Source organism: Alistipes putredinis DSM 17216, assembly GCF_000154465.1.
GTDB classification, from domain to species: domain Bacteria; phylum Bacteroidota; class Bacteroidia; order Bacteroidales; family Rikenellaceae; genus Alistipes; species Alistipes putredinis.
In genome coordinates, this window is the sequence record NZ_DS499579.1 from 33,353 (window position 1) to 54,045 (window position 20,693).

General features: G+C 56.3%; 20 protein-coding genes and 1 tRNA gene. 10 read left to right on the forward strand and 11 right to left on the reverse strand.

Annotated features, from left to right (window positions below):
• Positions 1 to 207 precede the first annotated feature (207 nt).
• Positions 208 to 281 (forward strand) — tRNA-Arg (locus ALIPUT_RS06040).
• Positions 282 to 498: 217 nt separating this feature from the next.
• On the opposite strand, the gene ALIPUT_RS06045 is transcribed toward ALIPUT_RS06040, so the two are convergent.
• From ALIPUT_RS06045 to lptB, 5 genes are all read right to left on the reverse strand, one after another.
• On the reverse strand, positions 499 to 2,229 hold the full coding sequence (locus ALIPUT_RS06045) for a M23 family metallopeptidase (protein ID WP_004328884.1): 1,731 nt from the start codon (positions 2,227 to 2,229) through the stop codon (positions 499 to 501).
• Positions 2,214 to 2,726, reverse strand: coding sequence for a regulatory protein RecX (locus ALIPUT_RS06050; protein WP_004328885.1), 513 nt, complete (start codon positions 2,724 to 2,726; stop codon positions 2,214 to 2,216). Before ALIPUT_RS06050 ends, ALIPUT_RS06045 begins: the two co-directional genes overlap by 16 nt.
• Positions 2,705 to 3,553 carry a peptide chain release factor N(5)-glutamine methyltransferase gene (prmC, locus tag ALIPUT_RS06055; protein ID WP_004328886.1) on the reverse strand — a complete coding sequence of 283 codons (849 nt, stop codon included), beginning with the start codon at positions 3,551 to 3,553 and terminating at the stop codon, positions 2,705 to 2,707. Before prmC ends, ALIPUT_RS06050 begins: the two co-directional genes overlap by 22 nt.
• Positions 3,554 to 3,564: 11 nt before the next feature.
• A complete protein-coding gene (gene aroA / locus ALIPUT_RS06060) occupies positions 3,565 to 4,815 on the reverse strand; it encodes a 3-phosphoshikimate 1-carboxyvinyltransferase (RefSeq protein ID WP_004328887.1) in 1,251 nt (416 codons plus the stop codon).
• Positions 4,816 to 5,189: 374 nt separating this feature from the next.
• Positions 5,190 to 6,017 carry an LPS export ABC transporter ATP-binding protein gene (gene lptB, locus ALIPUT_RS06065; RefSeq protein WP_004328890.1) on the reverse strand — a complete coding sequence of 276 codons (828 nt, stop codon included), beginning with the start codon at positions 6,015 to 6,017 and terminating at the stop codon, positions 5,190 to 5,192.
• An 83-nt stretch (positions 6,018 to 6,100) separates the two neighbouring features.
• On the opposite strand from lptB, the gene recQ reads away from it, so the two are divergent.
• The 5 genes from recQ to ALIPUT_RS12115 all read left to right on the forward strand — a co-directional run bounded on the left by recQ (position 6,101) and on the right by ALIPUT_RS12115 (position 10,367).
• Complete coding sequence (recQ, locus tag ALIPUT_RS06070) at positions 6,101 to 8,293, forward strand: DNA helicase RecQ (RefSeq protein ID WP_004328891.1); 2,193 nt, start codon at positions 6,101 to 6,103, stop codon at positions 8,291 to 8,293.
• A 65-nt stretch (positions 8,294 to 8,358) separates the two neighbouring features.
• A complete protein-coding gene (locus tag ALIPUT_RS12775) occupies positions 8,359 to 8,553 on the forward strand; it encodes a hypothetical protein (RefSeq protein WP_147554464.1) in 195 nt (64 codons plus the stop codon).
• 28 nt (positions 8,554 to 8,581) lie between these two features.
• Positions 8,582 to 8,812, forward strand: a complete 231-nt coding sequence (locus tag ALIPUT_RS06075; RefSeq protein WP_004328893.1) for a hypothetical protein — start codon at positions 8,582 to 8,584, stop codon at positions 8,810 to 8,812.
• Positions 8,813 to 9,163: 351 nt separating this feature from the next.
• Positions 9,164 to 9,961 carry a 16S rRNA (adenine(1518)-N(6)/adenine(1519)-N(6))-dimethyltransferase RsmA gene (rsmA, locus tag ALIPUT_RS06080; RefSeq protein ID WP_040293538.1) on the forward strand — a complete coding sequence of 266 codons (798 nt, stop codon included), beginning with the start codon at positions 9,164 to 9,166 and terminating at the stop codon, positions 9,959 to 9,961.
• A 133-nt stretch (positions 9,962 to 10,094) separates the two neighbouring features.
• On the forward strand, positions 10,095 to 10,367 hold the full coding sequence (locus ALIPUT_RS12115) for a Bor family protein (RefSeq protein ID WP_004328896.1): 273 nt from the start codon (positions 10,095 to 10,097) through the stop codon (positions 10,365 to 10,367).
• A gap of 69 nt (positions 10,368 to 10,436) precedes the next feature.
• Here the strand turns inward: ALIPUT_RS12115 and ALIPUT_RS06090 are convergent, their stop codons facing one another.
• Positions 10,437 to 11,714, reverse strand: a complete 1,278-nt coding sequence (locus ALIPUT_RS06090) for a M16 family metallopeptidase (protein WP_004328897.1) — start codon at positions 11,712 to 11,714, stop codon at positions 10,437 to 10,439.
• On the reverse strand, positions 11,711 to 12,949 hold the full coding sequence (locus ALIPUT_RS06095; protein WP_004328898.1) for a M16 family metallopeptidase: 1,239 nt from the start codon (positions 12,947 to 12,949) through the stop codon (positions 11,711 to 11,713). Before ALIPUT_RS06095 ends, ALIPUT_RS06090 begins: the two co-directional genes overlap by 4 nt.
• A gap of 242 nt (positions 12,950 to 13,191) precedes the next feature.
• Between ALIPUT_RS06095 and nifJ the strand changes: the two genes are divergently transcribed.
• Positions 13,192 to 16,734: a pyruvate:ferredoxin (flavodoxin) oxidoreductase gene (gene nifJ, locus ALIPUT_RS06100; RefSeq protein ID WP_004328900.1), complete on the forward strand. Its 3,543-nt coding sequence runs from the start codon at positions 13,192 to 13,194 to the stop codon at positions 16,732 to 16,734.
• A 72-nt stretch (positions 16,735 to 16,806) separates the two neighbouring features.
• Here nifJ and ALIPUT_RS06105 read toward each other — a convergent pair whose 3' ends face one another.
• The 4 genes from ALIPUT_RS06105 to rplU all read right to left on the reverse strand — a co-directional run bounded on the left by ALIPUT_RS06105 (position 16,807) and on the right by rplU (position 18,256).
• On the reverse strand, positions 16,807 to 17,007 hold the full coding sequence (locus ALIPUT_RS06105) for a helix-turn-helix transcriptional regulator (RefSeq protein WP_004328902.1): 201 nt from the start codon (positions 17,005 to 17,007) through the stop codon (positions 16,807 to 16,809).
• Positions 16,997 to 17,413 carry a hypothetical protein gene (locus tag ALIPUT_RS06110; RefSeq protein WP_004328904.1) on the reverse strand — a complete coding sequence of 139 codons (417 nt, stop codon included), beginning with the start codon at positions 17,411 to 17,413 and terminating at the stop codon, positions 16,997 to 16,999. The genes ALIPUT_RS06105 and ALIPUT_RS06110 overlap by 11 nt, the downstream gene beginning before the upstream one ends.
• A 252-nt stretch (positions 17,414 to 17,665) precedes the next feature.
• Positions 17,666 to 17,926, reverse strand: a complete 261-nt coding sequence (rpmA, locus tag ALIPUT_RS06115) for a 50S ribosomal protein L27 (protein WP_004328906.1) — start codon at positions 17,924 to 17,926, stop codon at positions 17,666 to 17,668.
• Between the two features lie 18 nt (positions 17,927 to 17,944).
• Positions 17,945 to 18,256 carry a 50S ribosomal protein L21 gene (gene rplU / locus ALIPUT_RS06120; RefSeq protein ID WP_004328907.1) on the reverse strand — a complete coding sequence of 104 codons (312 nt, stop codon included), beginning with the start codon at positions 18,254 to 18,256 and terminating at the stop codon, positions 17,945 to 17,947.
• Between the two features lie 152 nt (positions 18,257 to 18,408).
• On the opposite strand from rplU, the gene ALIPUT_RS06125 reads away from it, so the two are divergent.
• The 3 genes from ALIPUT_RS06125 to ALIPUT_RS06135 are packed head-to-tail and all read left to right on the forward strand — an operon-like array spanning position 18,409 to position 20,625.
• Complete coding sequence (locus tag ALIPUT_RS06125) at positions 18,409 to 18,786, forward strand: response regulator (protein WP_004328908.1); 378 nt, start codon at positions 18,409 to 18,411, stop codon at positions 18,784 to 18,786.
• Positions 18,777 to 19,715, forward strand: coding sequence for a hypothetical protein (locus ALIPUT_RS06130; protein WP_004328909.1), 939 nt, complete (start codon positions 18,777 to 18,779; stop codon positions 19,713 to 19,715). The genes ALIPUT_RS06125 and ALIPUT_RS06130 overlap by 10 nt, the downstream gene beginning before the upstream one ends.
• A 1-nt stretch (position 19,716) precedes the next feature.
• Entirely contained in the window at positions 19,717 to 20,625 is a 909-nt protein-coding gene (locus ALIPUT_RS06135; protein ID WP_004328910.1) for a hypothetical protein, read from the forward strand.
• The last annotated feature ends 68 nt before the right edge of the window (positions 20,626 to 20,693 follow it).

A 20,693-nucleotide genomic window follows, 5' to 3' on the forward strand; every position in this document is an offset into this window, starting at 1 on the left:
ATGTGCGGAAATGTTGTTTTGTCGGTGTACGGTTCGGAGATAAAAGGAAAAAGTGCTGGAATTTTGGGTGCGAACTATTTTTTCCGTTGTGTTGTATTAACTATTTGATACCTTGCTGGATAAGAGGTAAAACTTGTCGTGTTGCTTGCATAAGCGAGGATTTTGTATTACCTTTGCTGCGCTGTGCGATTATGTGCTGCAAACGATGGTTCCGTAGCTCAGTTGGATAGAGCAACAGCCTTCTAAGCTGTGGGTCGAGCGTTCGAACCGCTCCGGAATCACTTGAGAAAAACGATGAAAGATCCGCTAAACAATAACTGTTTAGCGGATCTTTCGTTGTCATGGTGTGCCGGGCTTGTGAGAGGATTCGCCAGGGACCGAAGATGAACGGAGCCGTGTAATCCGGCAGTGCGTTGTCTGAAAAAAGCTCTGGCCGATTTTCCGGTCGGCCGTCTGAATGTTGCGGGCAGTGTCTGAAGTATGTAAATATCGGTATTGTTATCGGGTTATCGTCCGTTTCCAGACGGTTTTGTTGCCACAGTTGTCCGTGACGGTCAGTTGGAGCGTGTAGCTCCGGCCTTTCGGGGTGCGGGAGTCGTCGAAGGTGTGGGTAATGGTGCCCTGCATCGGATTGCGTTCGAGCAGGATCCACTCCCCGTCGAGTGTGGCCGTATAGCTGCCTATGCCGGAGAAGTTGTCTCGCAGGCGGAAGGTGATGCTGCGCGTTCTGATCGGCTCTCCGGCTTTGAAGCGGGGCTCGATGCGTGGCGGAACGGTGTCGGCCACCACGCAGAAGTCGCCCAATGTGCGGGTCGAAAGGGTGACGGCGCCGTTTTTATATTTTCCTCCGGCATAGGAAACCTTCCCTTTGCGGACGAAACCCAGGGTGGTGTGGGGTTGTAAGTTCTGAGGAACATATGCCCGGATCGTAACCGTAGCCGCCGTATGCAGAGGCGTGTCGTAATCGAGGATCGAATAGAGGGGAGAGAGGACGGCGACCGACGGTGCGGCGGCGAATTGGGCCGGGCGGCTCGACTGACTGAAAAAGAGCGGTTCGTAGAAGACGCCGGCGGGGATGTGAACCGATGCCTCTCCCGCTGTATGCGAGAAGGGCCGGCGGTTATCGACGATGAGAGCCGTCGAATCGCATACGGCGCGAAAATCCCGCTGCGCAGGCTGTCGGATCGTCCGGAATTCGAGTATCGAACGGTTGCCGCTGTCGTCTTCGGCTTCGATGCGGATCTGCTGGCTCTGGCCTTCCGAAGGAGTCAGCAGGGCCTGGTTTTTCAAGACGGGGTAGAAATCGTCGATGCAGCCGTCGAGTCGGGTGAGGCGGATCACTTCGTTGCGCGAGGCGACCTGCATGGGGTAGTGGGTGACGGCGTTGCAGTAGCGGGTCTGGTCGAAGGCGAAGCCGTCGATACGAAGTTCGAAGATCGGATCTTCGTCTGCAAATTCACGTATGCGCCAGAGTCCGAATGTGTTGGATACGTCGTTTTTGCGGTCGGTCGTCTCCAGGATGAAGTAACCTCGGCCGCCGACGGAGAGTGCTCCTTCCTGTTTGAGCGCATAGCGTCCGGGTGTTTTTTCGACCAGCTCGACGGGGCGGGGCCGGGCGTGCACCGGGACACCGCGCACGCTGTCCACCTCGACGTAGTAGAGTTTCACCAGGCGCGGCGGAATGTCGTCGCGGGTGCGGATCACGCCGCTGGAAATGGTGTTGAGGGTCCGCTGCGTGCGGGAGTCGCGGATCTCGAAATGCAGGTGCGGGCCTGCGGACGAGCCTGTATTTCCCGACCAGGCGAACTGTTCGCCCTGCTTGAGCGGAAACCGGTCGGCCGGGGGATAGAGATTGATGCTGTTTCGCCGGGTGCGGTAACGCTCCTCGTGTACGTATTTTTCGATGTCGTCGCGGAACTTCGAGAGGTGCCCATATACGGAAGTCGTGCCGTTGGGATGGGTGATGTAGATGGCGCGTCCATAGCCGCCCGGCGTGACGGCGATGCGTGAGATATATCCGTCGGCCGTGGCGAGTACGGGTTTTCCCGTTACGCCGTCGGTTTTGATGTCTATGCCCGAATGGAAGTGGTTGGGACGCATTTCGCCGAAGTTGGCGGAGTAAAGCCCGGCCACGTCTCGCAGGGGAAAGATGTAATCTTCCGGGGCGAGGTGCTGGGCCGAAACGGGAGCGCTGCACAGCAGCAGCGCGGAGATCAGAAGTCGTCGCATGGTTCGTCGTTTGTTTGGATCAATTCGCCGGCGGCATCGAGTACGGCGTCGTAGTCGTATCCGAGCGAAAGGCCGTAGCGGATCAGTTTGGTTTTCAAATCGTAAGTATCTTTGTATCGGGTCAGTCGGAGCTTTTTTTCGAGCTGTGTCCGCAGCCGTTCGGACTGGTTCGCCGGATCCAGTCGGGCAAGAGCTTCATCGATGATCGCTGCGGCGATGCCTTTGAGCCGGAGCGAGGTGCGGATCTTGCGGGCGCCCCAGCCGCTCAGTCGGATTTTGTCGCGCACGAAGGCTTCGGCGTAGCGGTTGTCGTCGATGAATCGGTCGGCGAGGAGCTTTTGCAGCACGCCCTGCCGGGCCGAAGGCTCCACGCCCCAGCGCTGCATCAGCCGCAGGGCATCGCCCGAGGATTTTTCGCTCCGGGCACAGAGCCGGATTAAGGCCGCATAAGCCTGTTCGGGCGTTTTGTCGCGTTTTATCTTCTTTGCAGGCTGCATGTCATGCGGTTTTTGTCGTTCAGGTCGCGGCGCACGGCGGTATCCGGAAACCCTTCCCGGGTCAGCATCCGGAGCGTTTCGTCCGCGAAGTTCTCGTGGATCTCGAAATAGAGCCGTCCGCCGGGACGGAGCAGCCGCCGGGCATTGCGGGCGATGGCCCGGTAGAAAATCAGCGGATCGTCGTCCTCGACGAAGAGCGCCTCCGCCGGTTCGTAACCCGTGACATTCACGCGCATCGAGGCTTTTTCTCTGCGGGGGATATAGGGGGGATTGGAAACGATCAGGTCGAACTGTTCCCGTTGTCCGGGGAATAGCTCCCCGAGGGCGTCGCCTTGTCGGAAATCCACTTCTGCGTCGAGCCTCCGGGCATTTTCGCGGGCGATGGAGAGGGCTTTTTCGGAAATATCGACAGCTGTGACACGGGCGCCCGGAATCAGCCGGGCCAGTGTGACGGCGATGCAGCCGCTGCCGGTGCCGACGTCGAGTACGGCGGGATTGTCCGGAGCGGGGGATTCGGCGATCCAGCGGACCAGCTCTTCGGTTTCGGGACGGGGGATCAGCACCCCTTCCCGCACCTGAAAGTCGAGCCCGTAAAATTCGGTGTGTCCCAGCACGTATTGCAGGGGACGGCCGGCGGCCAGTTCGCCGATGATCCGGTCAAGCTCATTGATTCCGAGCTCTTTGTCCGGCTCGGCGACCAGGTCGGTCAGGCAGAGCCCGCCGAGTTCCATTACAATGATCCGGGCGATTTGCCGCGCTTCGCGCTCGCCGTAGAGGGCGGTGAGCGGCGTTTCGATCCGTGCGATGATTTCCCGGCGTGTCGGCATAGTCGGTCCGTTTATTCCGCAGTACGCAGGGATTCGAGCCGTTCGAAGAAGTCGGGAAAGCTCTTGGCCACGCATGCGGGATTTTCGATAACGACGGGGGTGTCGGCGTTCAGAGCCGCTACCGCGAGCGACATGGCGATGCGATGGTCGTCGTGGCTGTGCACGTGTCCGCCCCGGATTCGTCCGCCCCGGATTTTCATCGTATCCTCTTCGTCGAGATCGACCTCGATGCCGAGTTTGGCGTACTCCTCGCGGATCGACTCGGCGCGGTTGCCCTCCTTGTTCTCCAGCCGGGAGGTTCCTTTGATGACGCTCGTCCCCTCGGCTGAAGCGGCCAGGGCGGCCAGGGCCGGGAAAAGCCCCGGACATTGGGTCGCGTCGAATGAGAAGGCTTGCAGCGGACGGTGTGCGACGGTGATCGTATCGCCCTCGTCGATGACGGATGCGCCGGCCCGAACGAGGGCAGTCATAACGGCTGTGTCGGCCTGTCGGGAGAGTACCGAGAGGTTGCGGATCGTCACTTCGCCCGCGACGGCCCCCGCTACCAGCAGGAAGGCGGCCGCGCTCCAGTCGCTCTCGATTTCGAACTCCGCAGGCCGGTAGCGTTGTCCTCCGGCCACGTAGAATTCTTTATAGTCTTTATGCAGGATTTCGATGCCGAAGCGCTCGGCCGTGTCGATCGTGATGTCGATATAGGGGGTCGATATTACGTGGGGCACGTGAATCGTCGTCTCCTCTTCGGCGATCGGCAGGGCCAGCAGCAGCCCTGTGATGAACTGGGAGGAAACCAGCCCCTCTATCTGAACCTCGCCGCCCCGGATCGGACCTTGGATATGGAGGGGGAGATGGTCGTTGCGGTCGTGAACCCGGACGCCCAGTGCCCGGAGCGTGCGGATCATCGTCCGGAACGAGCGGTGTAGCAGCGGTCCTTCGCCCACCACTCCGATCGGCGTGTCGCAGAGGGATGCGATCGGGGTGAAGAGCCGGGTGGAAAGCCCCGACTGGCCGACGTAGAGTCTGTCGCCTGCGGGGGAGAGGCCGCCGTCGATTTCGAGCGTGCGCTCTCCGGTGCGCCGTACCCGGGCACCGAGCGCCTCGATGCAGCGGATGGCCGAACGGGTATCGTCGCAAAATTCGATGTTATGCAGCCGGGAAGTACCTTCGGCCAGCAGCGAGGCGGCCAGGGCGCGCTGTGCGTAACTTTTAGAACATGGGGGAATGCAAATGCCTCGAACCCTCCCCGGAGGAACGGATTGATCCATAGACGGATAATTACTGTATTTTTCGGTGCGGCAGGTCGGAGTTTACGTCCGTTGCGGCACGTGTCAAAAAGTCGTTGTTTCGCTTTCCATTTCCCGAAGCCGGAATGATTCGCGCGAACTGTACGATGCAAACCGGTGTTCGAAAATGGTTGTCTGTTCGTTTTTTTTCGGGATACGCTCCCGGAATCGGTTGTGAGTCCGCAATCCTTTCCGGACTTCGTTTCGGAGTTCCCGGTTTTGCCGGAAGGGGCGTTTGCCGCAGGCGGAAAACGGTTCCGGATTCCGGTGTGGCGCGGGGTCGCACCGTCGTAAGCCGGAGTCGGATTCCGCGAGGCCGATCCGCCGGACATTGCCCGGCAGAAGGCGGGCACGGTCTATTTCTCCTCGGACGGCTTCTCCTCGGACGGCTTCTCTTCGGCTGCGTTCGCGGGCTGTCCCTTGCGGAGTTTGTCGAGCGTCGGACTGCGCCGCAGTTCGAAGTGCTGTCCCAGATAGACCTTGCGGACCATCGGGTCGGCAGCCAGCTCCTCGGCCGAACCCGCCTTGAGGATTTTACCCTCGAACAGCAGGTAGGTACGGTCGGTGATGGCCAGCGTTTCATCGACGTTGTGGTCGGTGATGATGACGCCGATATTCTTGTTCTTCAGCGTAGCGACGATGCTCTGGATGTCTTCGACAGCGATCGGATCGACGCCTGCGAACGGTTCGTCGAGCAGGATGAAGGCCGGGTTGATCGCTACGGCACGGGCGATTTCGGTGCGTCGCCGCTCGCCGCCCGACAGCTGGATGCCGAGGCTCTTGCGTACTTTCTGAAGGCGGAACTCTTCGATCAGCGCTTCGCAGCGTGCGGCCTGTTCGTCCTTTTTCAGATCGGTCATCTCCAGAACGGCCTTGATGTTATCCTCGACGCTCAAACGGCGGAAAACCGAGGCCTCCTGCGCCAAATACCCCACACCCATTTGGGCCCGGCGATAGACGGGCTCTTTGGTGAGTTCGGCTACCTGGCCGTTGTCGTCTTCGAGAAAGATCTGGCCTTCGTTGGGTTTGATCAGGCCGACGATCATATAGAACGTCGTGGTCTTGCCGGCTCCGTTCGGGCCCAGAAGACCCACGATCTCACCCTGGTTCACGTCGATCGAAACGTGGTTCACCACGGTGCGGGCTTTGTATTTCTTGACGAGCTCGCTGGTGTAAAGACGCATTTTTTATGAAATTTTTTTACAAAGTTATGTTTTTTTCCGAATTATTTTTATCTTTACATTGAAATTTGTGTTTGAGAAGAGTTATGAAGCAAAATGAAGATTCCCTGCTGCGCGAGAAACTGAAAGAATATTTCGGCTTCTCTTCATTCAAGGGGAATCAGGAAGCCGTGATTCGCAATGTGTTGAGTGGAAAAGATACGTTCGTGCTGATGCCTACCGGCGGCGGCAAGTCCTTGTGTTACCAGTTGCCCGCCCTGCTGATGGACGGCGTGGCGATCGTCATATCGCCGCTGATCGCCCTGATGAAAAATCAGGTGGATGCCATGCGCACCTATTCTAACGATGCGGGAATCGCTCACTTCCTGAACTCTTCCCTGAACAAGAGCGCTGTCGCGCAGGTGCGCAACGATGTGTTGGAGGGGCGGACCAAGCTGCTCTACTTCGCTCCGGAGTCGCTCACCAAAGAGGACAACGTGGCGTTTCTGCGCAAGGTCAAGGTTTCGTTCTACGCCATCGACGAGGCGCACTGTATTTCGGAGTGGGGGCACGATTTCCGTCCGGAGTACCGCCGCATCCGTCCGATCATCAACGAAATCGGCACGGCGCCCCTGATCGCCCTGACGGCGACGGCTACGCCCAAGGTGCAGATGGACATCCAGAAAAACCTGGGTATGAGCGACGCTTCGGTATTCAAGTCGTCGTTCAACCGCCCCAACTTGTATTACGAAATCCGGCCCAAGCACGATGTGGACCGGGAGATTATCCGTTACATCAAGCAGCACGAGGGCAAGAGCGGCATCATCTACTGCCTGAGCCGCAAGAAGGTCGAGGAGCTTACGGAATTGCTCGTAGCCAACGGAATCCGGGCTTTGGCCTATCACGCCGGTATGGATGCCCAGACACGTGCGGCCAACCAGGACGACTTCCTGATGGAGCGGGCCGACGTGATCGTGGCCACGATCGCTTTCGGCATGGGTATCGACAAACCCGACGTGCGCTATGTGATCCATTACGATATTCCCAAGTCTCTGGAGGGATATTATCAGGAGACGGGGCGTGCGGGACGCGACGGCGGCGACGGACACTGCCTTACCTTTTATAGTTATAAGGATATTCAGAAGCTGGAGAAGTTCATGCAGGGCAAGCCGGTGGCCGAGCAGGAGATCGGCAAGCTGCTGCTGCTCGAAACCGTGTCGTACGCCGAAAGTTCGATGTGCCGTCGCAAGACGCTGCTGCACTATTTCGGGGAGGAATATCCCGAGGAGAACTGCGGCTGCTGCGACAACTGCCTCCACCCCAAACCCAAGATCGACGCCCAGGCGTCGCTTCGCATGGCGCTCGAGGCGTTGCGCGACCTGGGGGACAAGTTCAAGGCGGATTACCTGGCCAGCGTGCTGGTCGGTAAGAATACCGCGTTGATTAAGAGTTACGGACACAACAAGAGCGAATGGTTCGGGGCCGGTGCGGACCATGACATCCGTTATTGGGGAGCCGTGATCCGCCAGGCGCTGATTATGGGTCTTATCGACAAGAACATCGAAAATTACGGATTGCTGTCGATCAATGCCAAAGGAGAAGAGTTCATCGCCGCACCCCGTCCGGTCTATATAACTCTCGACCATGACTACGACGAGGAGGAGAAAGAGACCGATGCGGTGGCTCCTACGGGCAAAGGAGGGGCAGCCGACGAGGAGCTGTTCTCGATGCTCAAGGATTTGCGGAAGAAGGTGGCGCGGCAGCATGATTTGCCTCCGTTCGTCATCTTCCAGGATCCGTCGCTCGAAGATATGGCGATCCAGTACCCGATCACCATCGAGGAGATGCAGAACATCTCGGGCGTGGGTGTGGGCAAGGCCCGCAAGTTCGGCGAGGAGTTCATCCGCCTGATCCGCACCTATGTGGAGGAGAAGGAGATCGTCCGCCCGCAGGATATGATCGTCAAGTCGGTGGGCAACAAGTCCGGCAACAAGATTTTCATCATCCAGGCCATCGACCGCAAGATGGATTTCGAGGATATCGCCCGGGCCAAAGACCTCGATTTCGACGAATTGCTGACCGAGATCGAAGGGATTGTCAATTCGGGAACGAAACTGGATATTTCCTACTACATCGAACAGGTGATCGACGAGGATAAATCCAATGATATTTACCTCTATTTCAAGGAGGATGCCCAGAGCGATTCGCTCGACGAGGCGATCGAGGAGCTGGGCGGCGACTATACCGAGGAGGAGATCCGGCTGGTACGTATCAAGTTCATGTGCGAACAGGGCAACTGACGGGGCGGGCAGAAGAGTTCCTTATTATAGACAGAGTGCGGGAAATCCCGCGAACTTATGCAGATATGGGGTATAGATTGCAGCGATTCAGGGTAATACTGATGGCATCCATAGCGATCATGATCGTGGTGATGGCCGTATGTCTGTTCGTACATCCGACCTCCGGAGGCGCACTTTTGGTGCTGGCGCTCGGCGGGAGTCTGGCGGCCCTCATCCTGGATTATCGGCGCAGGGAGCGGGAGCGGAAAAAAAGCAAATGAGAATCGTTTAACCATAAATCGAGAAGCTATGAAAAAGAAGAACGCACAATTTAACAAGAAGACGGCGACCGTCGCGTTGATTTTTATGCTGGCTACGATCATGTGGCTTACGATCAATGTCGTTTGGTGCTTGCACGACGGTCATTATGCAAACCTGATTATTCCGGTGCTTTTCGTCGTCGCGGGCGTCGCAATGTTTTACAACGAATTTCACAAGAAACCTCGCAAGCATGTCGAGGATGTGAAGAAATACCTCTGATGATTGTGTCGTCCGAAAGGCCAGTCCGAAGCTTTCTGCGGCCGGTAAATCAGGGCAGAGGGGTGTCGTTGGGCGAGAGCCGGTCCGGTGAAGGAAAATATGCCGGCCGACGGATGCGGCTTCGGGCCGTTTCTGTGGTCGGAGCGGAATCGAACGGGTGCGCGTCCTGCACCCGACGGTGTTCGGAGAAAGGGTACGACGCTTCCGATAAGCGGCCGAAGAGGGCGTCCGCTCCGGGAGGTGCCGGACGGTAGGCGCGAAGCGGTCGCCGTCGGCAGAGACGGAGAAGATCGGCTCTGTGCCGGAAGAGTCCGGGATGGAGACTCCGGGAAAGATATTCAACCGAAACGAATGAGTGAAGTAAGAGCGAAGAAAGCGTTGGGCCAGCATTTTCTGGTCGATCTCAATATTGCCCGCAAAATATGCGATTCGCTGGGCGGCGGTACGTCCGAAAAACCGTGTCCGGTGTTGGAGGTGGGATGCGGCATGGGTGTTCTGACCCGATTTTTGCTGAAACGGACGGATGTCGTGACATACGGCGCCGAAATAGACTCCGAAAGCGTGGCGTATCTGCATGCGCATTATCCCGAATTTACACCCCGCCTTATGGAGGGCGATTTCCTGAAAATGGATTTGCGGACGCTGTTTCCCGAAGGACTGCGTGTGATCGGCAATTTCCCTTACAATATTTCGTCCCAGATATTTTTCAAGGTGCTCGAAAACCGGGACTTGATTCCGGAGTGCGTCGGGATGATCCAGAAAGAGGTCGCCGTGCGTCTGGCGGAGCCTCCCGGCTCGAAGGAGTACGGCATCTTGAGCGTGTTGTTGCAGGCATGGTATGACATAGAGTACCTGTTTACGGTCAATGAAACGGTGTTCAATCCGCCGCCCAAAGTCAAGAGCGCCGTCGTGCGTCTGCACCGCAACGGAGTGGACCGGCTCGACTGCGACGAACGGTTGTTCGTCCGCGTGGTCAAGGCCTCGTTCGGCCAGCGCCGCAAGATGTTGCGCAACTCCCTGCGGGCGGCTTTCGGCGATTTCGGAGGGGTGGAACATCCCTTCTTCACGCAGCGTGCCGAGCAGCTTTCGGTTGCCGATTTCGTCGAACTGACACGGTGGGTGGAGGAGCATATTTATCCGAATGATTAGAAATGATGCTATTTTCAGTATAATAACCTAAAAAAACAAAATGTTATGAAGAGAATTTTGATGGGGGGGGGTATTTGGAGCCCTTGCTTTGACACTGAGTTCGTGTTATAGCACACGAATCCTTTATGGTAATGTGGAGCGTAATGAGCCGCTTGTTCAGGTAAATCGGGAATGGAATCACCATTTGATTGCAGGATTGATCCCGGTCGGAAACGGAAAAGTTGAAGCTGCGGAGTATGTCGGCGGAGCTCCGGATTATGTCGTGAAAACGAATATGAGTTTTCTGAATTTATTGGTATCCGGTATTACTTTCGGCATTTATACGCCGACACAAACCAAGTTCTACGTTCCTTTGCGATCGGTGGATAGCACCGAGGGTAAAGAACGGATTAAAACGGATGAGTAAATAATAAATAAATTATAATCCGCTCCGACTTTTTAAGCCGGAGCGGATGCGTTTGAGGGAGAATCCATATTATAATTTTGTGAATGGATCGACCGCTCCCACGACGGCCGTGATAAGATCTTCGCGGCGGAGGTATTTGACGGCCAGCCGTTGTACCTCGGCCGGGGTGATTGCCTGTATCCGGCGGATGTTCTCTTCGATGACACCGTTGTTCGTGCCGCAGAGGAGGTTTTCGATCGTCACGTCGGCGATGCCGAACGGTCCGTCGAGGATGCGCATCACCTCGCCCGTCATGATGTTCTTCACCAGCGAAAGTTCCTCTTCGGGCATCGGCTCCCGGCGCAGCCGTTCGATTTCGTTGTAAATTTCCCGAAGTGCCGGGGCCGTCACCTCGGCTCCGACCTGGGCAGCGATTCCCAGGTAACCCTCCCGCTCGAAATTGACCATGGCGGCACCCACGCCGTACGTGTAACCGTGCTCGCCGCGCAGGTTTTGCATCAGCCGCGAGCCGAAATAGCCGCCCAGTACCGTAGCGACGACCTGCATCCCGACGAAATCGGGATGTGTGCGGGTGAAGAGCAGACGCCCTACGCGCAGCGAGGATTGCACGGCGTCGGGCCTTTCGACGAAACGATAGGCTTCGCTGCGGGGAGCCGGAAAATCGGCTGTGGCGCTGCGGTCGGCACGGGGGAGTTTTTCGGCCAGGGCGCCGATGCCTTGCAACTCCTCCTCCCCGATGCGGCCGCTGCATACGACCAGACAGTTTTCGGCCGTATAGAGTCGGCGGTAGAGTGATTCCAGGTCTGCACGCGTGAGCGTGTCGTAATCTTTCTCGGGATAGGAGATGCCGTAGGGATGTTTGTCGCCGAAGAGAGCTTCGGCGAAGATTTCACGCACGACGGTATCGACCTTGCGCCGTTCGATCGTGAGGGTCTGCTTGCGTTTTTCGCAATAGGCACGCAATTCGTCCTCCGGGAAAAGCGGTTGCAGGAGGATTTGTTCCGCGACTTCGAGGGTCGGGCCGAAAAATTTCGATAACGAACTGAAACTGATATATACGTAGTCCCGATCGACATTGACTTCGAAGTAGGAACCGTGGAAATCGAGCCGTTCGGCGATTTGCCGGGCCGTCATGTCGCGGCTGCCTTCGCTCAACATATTGGCCGTCGCGGAGGCTGCGAAAGGCGCGTGCTGCATCGACGATCCGGCGCGGAAGACGAACGTGAAGCGCAGGACTTCGAAATCGTCGGACGGAATGGCGTAGAGGGAGGCTCCGTTCGGGAGCGTATGGCGCTGGGCGCGGGGTACATCGACCTCGCGGGGAGTGATCAGGGGCGGTTGTTTCATTGTTTGGCTCGGTAGATTAGGGTGGAACGATTTTCGGGACGGAACGTGCGGCGGCTGAAGTCGGCGATCTGTTCGGCCGTTTGCGAACGGTAGATCGTCACTTCCCGGTTGATGAGGGGCAGATCGCCGAGCATCTCGTAGAAGCCGAGGTTCATCGCCTTGTTCATCACGTTAAGCTCGCCGAACAGGGTATTCGCTTCGAATTTGTTCTTGATCTTCTCCAGCTCGTATTCGTCGATCTTCTCCGTTTGCAGGATTTCGATTTCACGCAACAGGGCTGCTTCGGCCTGTTCGACGGTGGTCGAGGGCAGCAACTGGGCCGTGAAGACGAAAAGCCCCGGATCGACTTCTCCGGAAACGTAGGCATTGACGCTTCCCAGCAGCCGCTGTTCTCTGACCAGATGCTGATAGAGGCGTCCCGATTCTCCGCCTGCCAGCAGGTCGGAGGTCATATCGCCCAGGAAGAAGTCCGGAGAAGTGCGCGAGCCTATGTGGTAAGCCAGTACGATCATCGTGGCTGGTACGTTGCGTTCGACCTCCTCCCGTCGGGATTCGGTTTGCGGCGGTTCCTGCGGAAGCGATGCCGCAGGTTGCGGATTGTCCGCGATCGGGTCGAACCATTTTTCGCACAGGGCGATCGTCCGCTCTTCGGGGATATCTGCCGAGATGGAGAGAATGGCGTTCGACGGGTGGTAGAAACGGCGGTAGAAATCGCGCACTTCGTCGAGCGAGGCTCCGGCGATGTGATCGGGCGAAAGTCCGATCGTCGCCCACCGGTAGGGATGCACGCGGTAGGCCAGGGCCCGCAACAGCATCGACATATCGCCGTAGGGTTGGTTGAGGTATCGTTGTTTATACTCCTCGATGACAACCCGTTTCTCGGTTTCGAGGTTTTCCTGCGAGATGTCGAGTCCCGTCATGCGGTCGCTTTCGAGCCAGAGGGCCGTTTCGATGTTGTCCTTGGGCAGGGTGATGTAAAAGTCCGTGTAGTCGTTGTTGGTGAAGGCGTTGTTCTCCCCGCAGGCCATCTGTACCGGTGTATCGAAGTCGGGAACCGCCTTCGTGCCCCGGAACATGAGATGTTCGAACAGGTGGGCGAAGCCCGTGCGGGAGGGATTCTCGTTGCGGGCCCCGATCTTGTAGAGCAGGTTTACGGCGGCCAGTTTGGACGAGCGGTCGCGGTTCACGACGACCGTCAGCCCGTTCGGAAGCGTATGTTTCTGGTAGTTGATCACGTTGTTGCAAATTTTTTCAAAGGTACGATTTTATTTGCAAAAAGCGTGCTCCGAAATGGAATGGCCGTTTCTCCTTGTTTTTGAAGCGTTTCGATAGAAGGTGTTGATACTGTTATTTTTATAACATTGTACGTTGCGATATTTGTCCGGAAATATGGCGGAATTTTCGTTTGGAATTTTTAACTTTGTGCCGATTCAGGCAGATTTCACAGCTGAAATAGTACAATCTAATACCGATAAAAATGGCAGAAAAGAAATTTATCACATGCGACGGTAATTACGCGGCAGCCCACATAGCTTATATGTTCTCGGAGGTTGCGGCGATTTACCCCATCACTCCGTCCTCGACGATGGCGGAACTTGTCGATGAGTGGGCCGCTCAAGGTCGTAAAAATATTTTCGGAGAAACAGTCCGGGTAGTCGAGATGCAGTCGGAGGCCGGTGCCGCCGGCGCCGTGCACGGATCGCTGCAAAGCGGTGCGCTGACTACGACTTTTACGGCATCGCAGGGTCTGTTGCTGATGATTCCCAATATGTACAAGATCGCCGGCGAGTTGTTGCCCGGCGTATTCCACGTATCGGCGCGTGCGCTGGCGGCCCAGTCGCTTTCGATCTTCGGCGACCATCAGGACGTGATGGCCGCGCGTCAGACCGGCTTCGCAATGCTCGCCACCTCGTCCGTGCAGGAGGTGATGGACCTGGCAGGTATCGCGCATATCGTGTCGCTCAAGGCACGCGTTCCTTTCCTCCATTTCTTCGACGGATTCCGTACTTCGCACGAGATCCAGAAGATCGAGCTGATCGACGAAGCGGCGCTGACCGCGATGCTCGACCGCGACGCGCTGAAGGCGTTCCGTGCCGGAGCGCTCAACCCGGCTCATCCCGTTACGCGCGGCACGGCCCAGAACCCCGACATCTATTTCCAGACCCGCGAGGCGTCGAACAAGTTCTACGATGCGATTCCCGACATGGTAGCCGAGGCGATGGAGAAAATATCCGAGATCACGGGCCGCACCTACAAGCCGTTCACCTATTACGGTGCTCCGGATGCGGAGCATGTCGTCATTGCGCTGGGTTCGGTGACCGAAACGCTGAAGGAGACGGTCGATTACCTGAATGCCAAAGGCGAGAAAACGGGCGTGGTGACCGTACACCTGTTCCGTCCCTTCTCGGTAAAATATCTGACGGCTGTACTGCCCCAGACGGTCAAACGCATCTGCGTACTCGACCGCACGAAGGAGCCGGGAGCCAACGGCGATCCGCTCTATATGGATGTCGTCGAGGCGTTCGCCACCTGCAAGGAGATCCCCTGCGAGCGCAAGCCGCTCATTATCGGCGGCCGCTACGGTCTTTCGTCGAAAGATACTACGCCGGCACAAATGCTGGCCGTTTTCGCCAACCTGAAGGCGAACGAACCCAAGAATCAGTTCACGGTGGGCATCGTGGACGACGTGACGTTCCGTTCGCTGCCCGTAGGCGAGGAGATTTCGCTGGCGAAGCCCGGTACGTTCGAGGCTCTCTTCTTCGGACTGGGCGCCGACGGTACGGTGGGTGCCAACAAGAACTCGATCAAGATCATCGGTGGTACGACCGACAAATATTGCCAAGCCTATTTCGCATACGACTCGAAGAAGTCGGGCGGCTACACGGCTTCGCACCTGCGCTTTGGCGACAAGCCGATCACCTCGCCCTACCTGGTGACCACGCCCGATTTCGTGGCGTGCCACGTGCCTTCGTACGTGGATAAGTACGACGTGCTGAAGGGCCTCAAGCCGGGCGGTTCGTTCCTCTTGAACTCGGTGCACGATGCCGAAACGACCTGCCGGACGCTGCCCGATCACATGAAGGTTTTCCTGGCCAAGAATAAGATCAACTTCTATATCATCAACGCTACGAAGATCGCGGCGGAGTTGGGGCTCGGTTCGCGCACCAATACGATCATGCAGGCGGCATTCTTCAAAATCGCGAACGTGATTCCTTTCGAGAAGGCCGTCGAGGAGATGAAGAAAGCGATCTATAAGAGCTACGGCAAGAAGGGCGAGGACATCGTCAATATGAACTATGCGGCCGTCGATGCGGGCGGTAACGCAGTCGTGAAGGTCGAAGTCCCGGCCGAGTGGACGAATATCGAGCTGAAACCGGCCGATCACGGCGTGGATATGGCTCGTCCGGAGTTCGTGCGCAACATCGTCGATCCGATCAATGCCCTCAAGGGAGATCTGCTGCCCGTGTCGGCATTCAACGGACGTGAAGATGGTACGTGGGAGAACGGAACCGCTGCATGGGAGAAGCGCGGCATCGCCGTCAATGTCCCCGAATGGCAGGTCGATAAGTGTATCCAGTGCAACCAGTGCGCGTACGTTTGTCCGCACGCTGTGATCCGTCCTTTCCTGGCGACCGAGACCGAGGCGGCTGCATCGGGCACCGAATGGAAACAGGGATTGGGCGACACGAAGGAGTATAAGTTCCGCATCCAGATCTCGCCGCTCGACTGTACGGGGTGCAGCAACTGTGTGGACGTTTGTCCCGCCAAGGAGAAGGCGCTCATTATGAAGCCGCTCGAAAGTCAACTCGGACAGCAGAAGAACTGGGATTACATCACCAAACATATCGGTTACAAGAAGGTGGTCGATAAGACCAAGTCGGTCAAGAACCTGCAATTCGAGCAGCCCTTGTTCGAGTTCTCGGGCGCTTGCGGCGGCTGCGGCGAAACTCCCTATATCAAGGCGATCTCCCAGCTTTTCGGCGACCGGATGATGGTGGCCAATGCCACGGGGTGTACGTCGATTTACAGCGGTTCGGCACCTTCGACTCCTTATTGCAAGAATGCGGATGGTCGCGGTCCGGCATGGGCCAATTCGCTCTTCGAGGACAATGCCGAGTTCGGTCTGGGTATGTATGTCGGTGCGGAGAAGCTGCGCGATCGGATTCAGATGCTGATGGAAGAGGCTATCGCCCAGTGCCAGCGTTGCTCCGAAGAGCTGAAGGGCGTTATGCGCGAGTGGATCGAAGCACGGGTTTCGTCGACCCGGTCGGCCGAAGTCGCTGCCCGTCTGGTTCCGATGATGGAGGCTTGCGGCTGCGACTATTGCCGGCAGATACTGGAGTTGAAGGATTTCCTGGTGAAGCAGTCGCAATGGGTGATCGGCGGCGACGGTTGGGCTTACGACATCGGTTTCGGCGGTTTGGATCACGTGCTGGCTTCGGGGCTGGATGTGAATGTTCTGGTGCTCGATACGGAGGTTTATTCCAACACGGGCGGTCAGTCGTCCAAGGCGACTCCGGTGGGTGCCGTCGCCAAATTCGCGTCGGCAGGTAAGCGCATCCGCAAGAAGGATCTGGGTGCGATTGCGATGACGTATGGCTACGTGTATGTGGCTCAAGTGTCGATCGGTGCTTCGCAGGCCCAACTTTTTAATGTCCTCAAGGAGGCGGAAGCCTATCCCGGTCCGTCGCTCGTAATCGCTTATGCGCCGTGTATCAATCACGGTATCAAGGGCGGTATGACCCGGACACAGACGGTCGGCAAGCAGGCAGTAGAGTGCGGTTACTGGCATCTGTGGCATTATAATCCGCAGTTGGAGGAGCAGGGCAAGAATCCGTTCGTACTCGATTCGAAAGAACCCGACTGGGCGAAGTTCCGCGATTTCCTGCTCAAGGAGGTCCGTTATACGTCGCTCAAGGCCGTTTCTCCGGAGGATGCCGAAGCGCTTTTCCAGGCAGCCGAACAGAATGCCCGGTGGCGGTATGAAGGGTATGTTCGTCGGAGCAAGATCGAATACTAAACGAATAATATTCCGTAGTATAAAGGGCAGCCTCGATCGAGGCTGCCCTTTATCGTGCTTGTTGCACCGGTTCTAATCTTCCTCTTCGAGTTGGAAGATCGCTTCGACCGGTTGCCGGAAGGTACGTGCGATCTTGAGTGCGAGCAGGGTCGAGGGGATGAACTTGCCGCTTTCGATGGCATTGATCGTTTGGCGGCTGACGCCGACCTGTTCGGCCAATTGCTGTTGGGTGAGGCGGACGACGGCTCGTTGGACACGGATGTTATTTTTCATGGTGCAGGTTGCGGTTCAGTCTGTAAAGATTGAAGTGATAGACGAGCAGGAAGATGACCAGCGGAGTGGCCATGCCGCAGGCCATTACCGTAAGGTAGTTGATGTTGTAGATCGACAGAGACACGACGATCAGAAGCAGGTAGTTGATCCACATGGCAGCCATCAGAGCGTTGAGCCGAATGTGCTGAATCATTTCGTCTTCGATTTTTTCGCGCGAGAAGCCGATGAAAAGGGCGCCGACGACCGTGCCGATGATGGCGATGTTGTTCATTACCGTTTCGCGGAAAAGCCAGCGGTCGAAATTTTCGCCGAAGAAGCAGATCGAGCAGCCGAGCAGAAATGCGGGAACGAAGATCGCCCAGCCGATTTTCTTAAAACCGTTGGGCAGTAAAAGAGTTGTTTTCATAGTCGTCCTAATTTTTAGGTGATTATTATTGACAAGACAAATGTAAAGTATATTTTACAATAATGCAAGTATAGTTTACATTTATTTCTCTTTTACGGAGTAGGAGGATGTCGGCTGCCGTTTGCACGCTCCCCGACAGACGGGGGAAGGGAGAACCGGAGTTGTTGGGATTGGGAACTGAAAGATCTGTCTGCCTGTAAAATAAAAAATGCTGCGAATTTCGCAGCATTTTTTATCTATATAGCGATTCTTTTACTCGCTCAACGGAGTAACGCTTACATACGATTTGCCTTCGCGTTTTTTGCAGAAGGAAACCGTGCCGTCAACCAGTGCGAAGAGCGTGTGATCCTTGCCGATACCTACGTTCTCGCCCGGATTGTGGACAGTACCTCTCTGGCGAACGATGATGTTGCCAGCTTTAGCGAACTGACCACCGAAAAGTTTGATACCGAGTCGCTTGCTTTCCGACTCGCGGCCGTTCTTTGAACTACCTACACCTTTTTTGTGTGCCATGTTTCTCTAAATTTAAGGTTATGCGACAATTTCTTCCACGAGAATCTGGCTCAGGAACTGACGGTGTCCGTTCTGCTTCTGATAGCCTGTTCTGCGTTTCTTCTTGAACACGAGGACTTTGTCGTCCTTCAGGTGCTTAAGAATCTTACATTTTACCGAGGCGCCTTCTACTACAGGTGCACCTACCTTGACCTGACCGTCGTTGTCTGCAAGCAGGACCTTGTCGAAACTCACCGACGAATTTTCTTCGCCGGGAAGACGGTGGACATAGAGTTTCCGACCTTTTTCAGCTTTGAATTGCTGACCTGCAATCTCTACTATAACGTACATTGATTAAATTGTATGTGTTTATACATAAATTTCAACGTGCAAATATAAGGATAATTATTGAATAAACAAGGGCAGGCAATTTTTTCTTGCAGACATTTGTTTTGGCACGTTTTTCGGTGTATCTTTGATCGTGTAAACAGTATGTATATCAAATGTGTCGTATCTTAATCGTGTCGGAGGACTTCGTCTTGCGCAAGGCCGTGGCTTTTTCCTTGAATGACCTGGATGCGTGTGTGGAGTGTGCGGATACGGTCGGTGCGATGCTTGTGCTTCACCGGGAGTCGCCTTTCGACCTGGTGATCGTTATGGGTACTGCTGCCGAAATGTGCCGGCAGGAAGTGATGGACACGCTGCGGGCGGATAAAACCCGGCGTACGCGGGTCTTCGTGATCTCGTGGCCGCAATCCGAACAGATGGTACGGAGTATGTACCGGATGGGCGTGAACCAATACATGACCTTGCCGGTGAGCCTGCACCGGTTGCGGCGGAAAGTCATCAACGAGCTAATCGATCGGGAAAAATGGAAATGACGTTTTGGTGGTGCATCGGGGCCGTTTTGGTTTCAGGAGCTGTTTTGGCCGGAAGCTGGTGCGTGCAACGGTTTGCAGGTCGTTTTTGCCTCAGGCGGGATGCCGAGCGCCGCGAAAAGTATTTGAACAGCGTGTTGTGGATGCTCTTCTCCGGAACCGAAGAGTGCGCTCACTGTCCCGAGGCGATGTCTTCGCGGGATAGGCGCCTTATCGCCGAGGATATTGCCGACCTGGTGGATTCTACGTACGGGCTCGATCCGGCGCCGTTGCGTCGGATCGTCGAGCGTCAGAGGCTTGATGTTTTCCTGCTGCGTCGTATTCGCCGCAATGGAGGTTACCGCAGGGCTTATTACCTGCATCTGCTTTCCCGAATGCCCGTCGATGAAAAAACAGTTCGGGCAGTGGAACGTTATACGCATAGCAGGAACCGTTATGTCCGCTTCTGTGCGTTGAGCGTGCAGATGATGGCCGATATGTCGGCGCTTTCCTCGAAAATCGACGCCTATTCCCATCGGCTTTCGTATTTCGAACTGTCCGAGGTGCTCCGTATGTTGCGCCAGAATGTGCAGCCTGTCGATTACGAACCGTTGATCCTGTCGCCGAACCGGAATCTGCGGATGCTGGGACTCAGTGTCGTTTGGCGTTTCGGAATCGAAGATGCGGAGGAGATCCTGCTGCGGATCGTTGCCGAAAACCGGTCCGAGGAGTCCGTCGGTGCGATGTACGTTCTTTGTACGCTGCACAGTGTGATTACGCGTCCCGAAGTGGAAAAATTCGTGGGCGGAATGAATCCCGTTCAGCGCAGGGTACTGCTGCGTTATATTGCCCGGCAGGGATACTCCGCGAACGCTTTGCAGGTATTCATTCCTGAAGAGGAGAAGCGATATTATGTGTCGTTGGTCGATTCGTATAAATTGAACGTCGGATAGTATGTGGTTCATTGAGTTAGGTACGATTTGCGTGACGGTTGCCGTCGTGGTGCGTGTCTGGTGGCTGGTAGTTCAAGTGTTGAGGGCGCGTAACAAGCGTCGTTTGCTGTCCCGTATGTTCGGCGTGGTTTCCGATTCGCCCGATTTTATCGGAATTTCGGCGATTTGCCACGACATAGATTCCGTTTCCCAGGTGGCCGACCTGCTCGATGTGGAGTATGCCAGTTACGAATTGCTGGTGGTGATGGACGCCCGTCTGAAACCGGAGTTGTTTCACGAGATGCTCCGGCATTACCGGATGATGCGGGTGGATTATCATCCGTTCGAAGCCTGTTCTCAGTTGGGTGTACGGGGATTCTACCGCTCTCAGACGCGGGGTGTCAATCGTCTGACGCTGCTCGATCAGATGGAGGCGTTTTCCGCCGTTTCGTCGGATGCGGCCGTGCGAGCCGCGTCGTACGATTATATTTTGCCGATCGGCCGGAACCTGCGCCTCAAACGGGGTGCGATCGACCGTCTGGCGATGGAGTTGGCGGTTCATCCGATCCACTCTATATCGTTCGTGCGGACTGCCGTAGGACCTTCGCTGCGACTTTATGCCCGGGAGTATGTCGGCCGGTTGGGTCGTTTCGACCGGGCCGACGGGTATGAATTGTCCCGCAAGGAGAGGATCACGTTGTACGAACCGTTGTTTTATGAGTTGCGCCCGTCCCGCTATGTCTGGATTTTGACTTTGACCGGAATGGCGCTTTTGGCCGGATGTGCGATTGCGGCGTGGTCGTTCGGGTGGCTGCCGATGACTTTGTTGCTGCTCGATATTCTGTTGCTTTGGGGACTGTTTCTGTGGCTCGGGGCTGTTTCGGCACCTTTTCCCGCCGGGAAGCGGAATGCTGCGCTCGGGGCCGTGTAACGGCTGCCGGGTTTTTATTGCCGGAAATTTTACGGATCCGGGAATTATATAGTACCTTTATCCTGTCT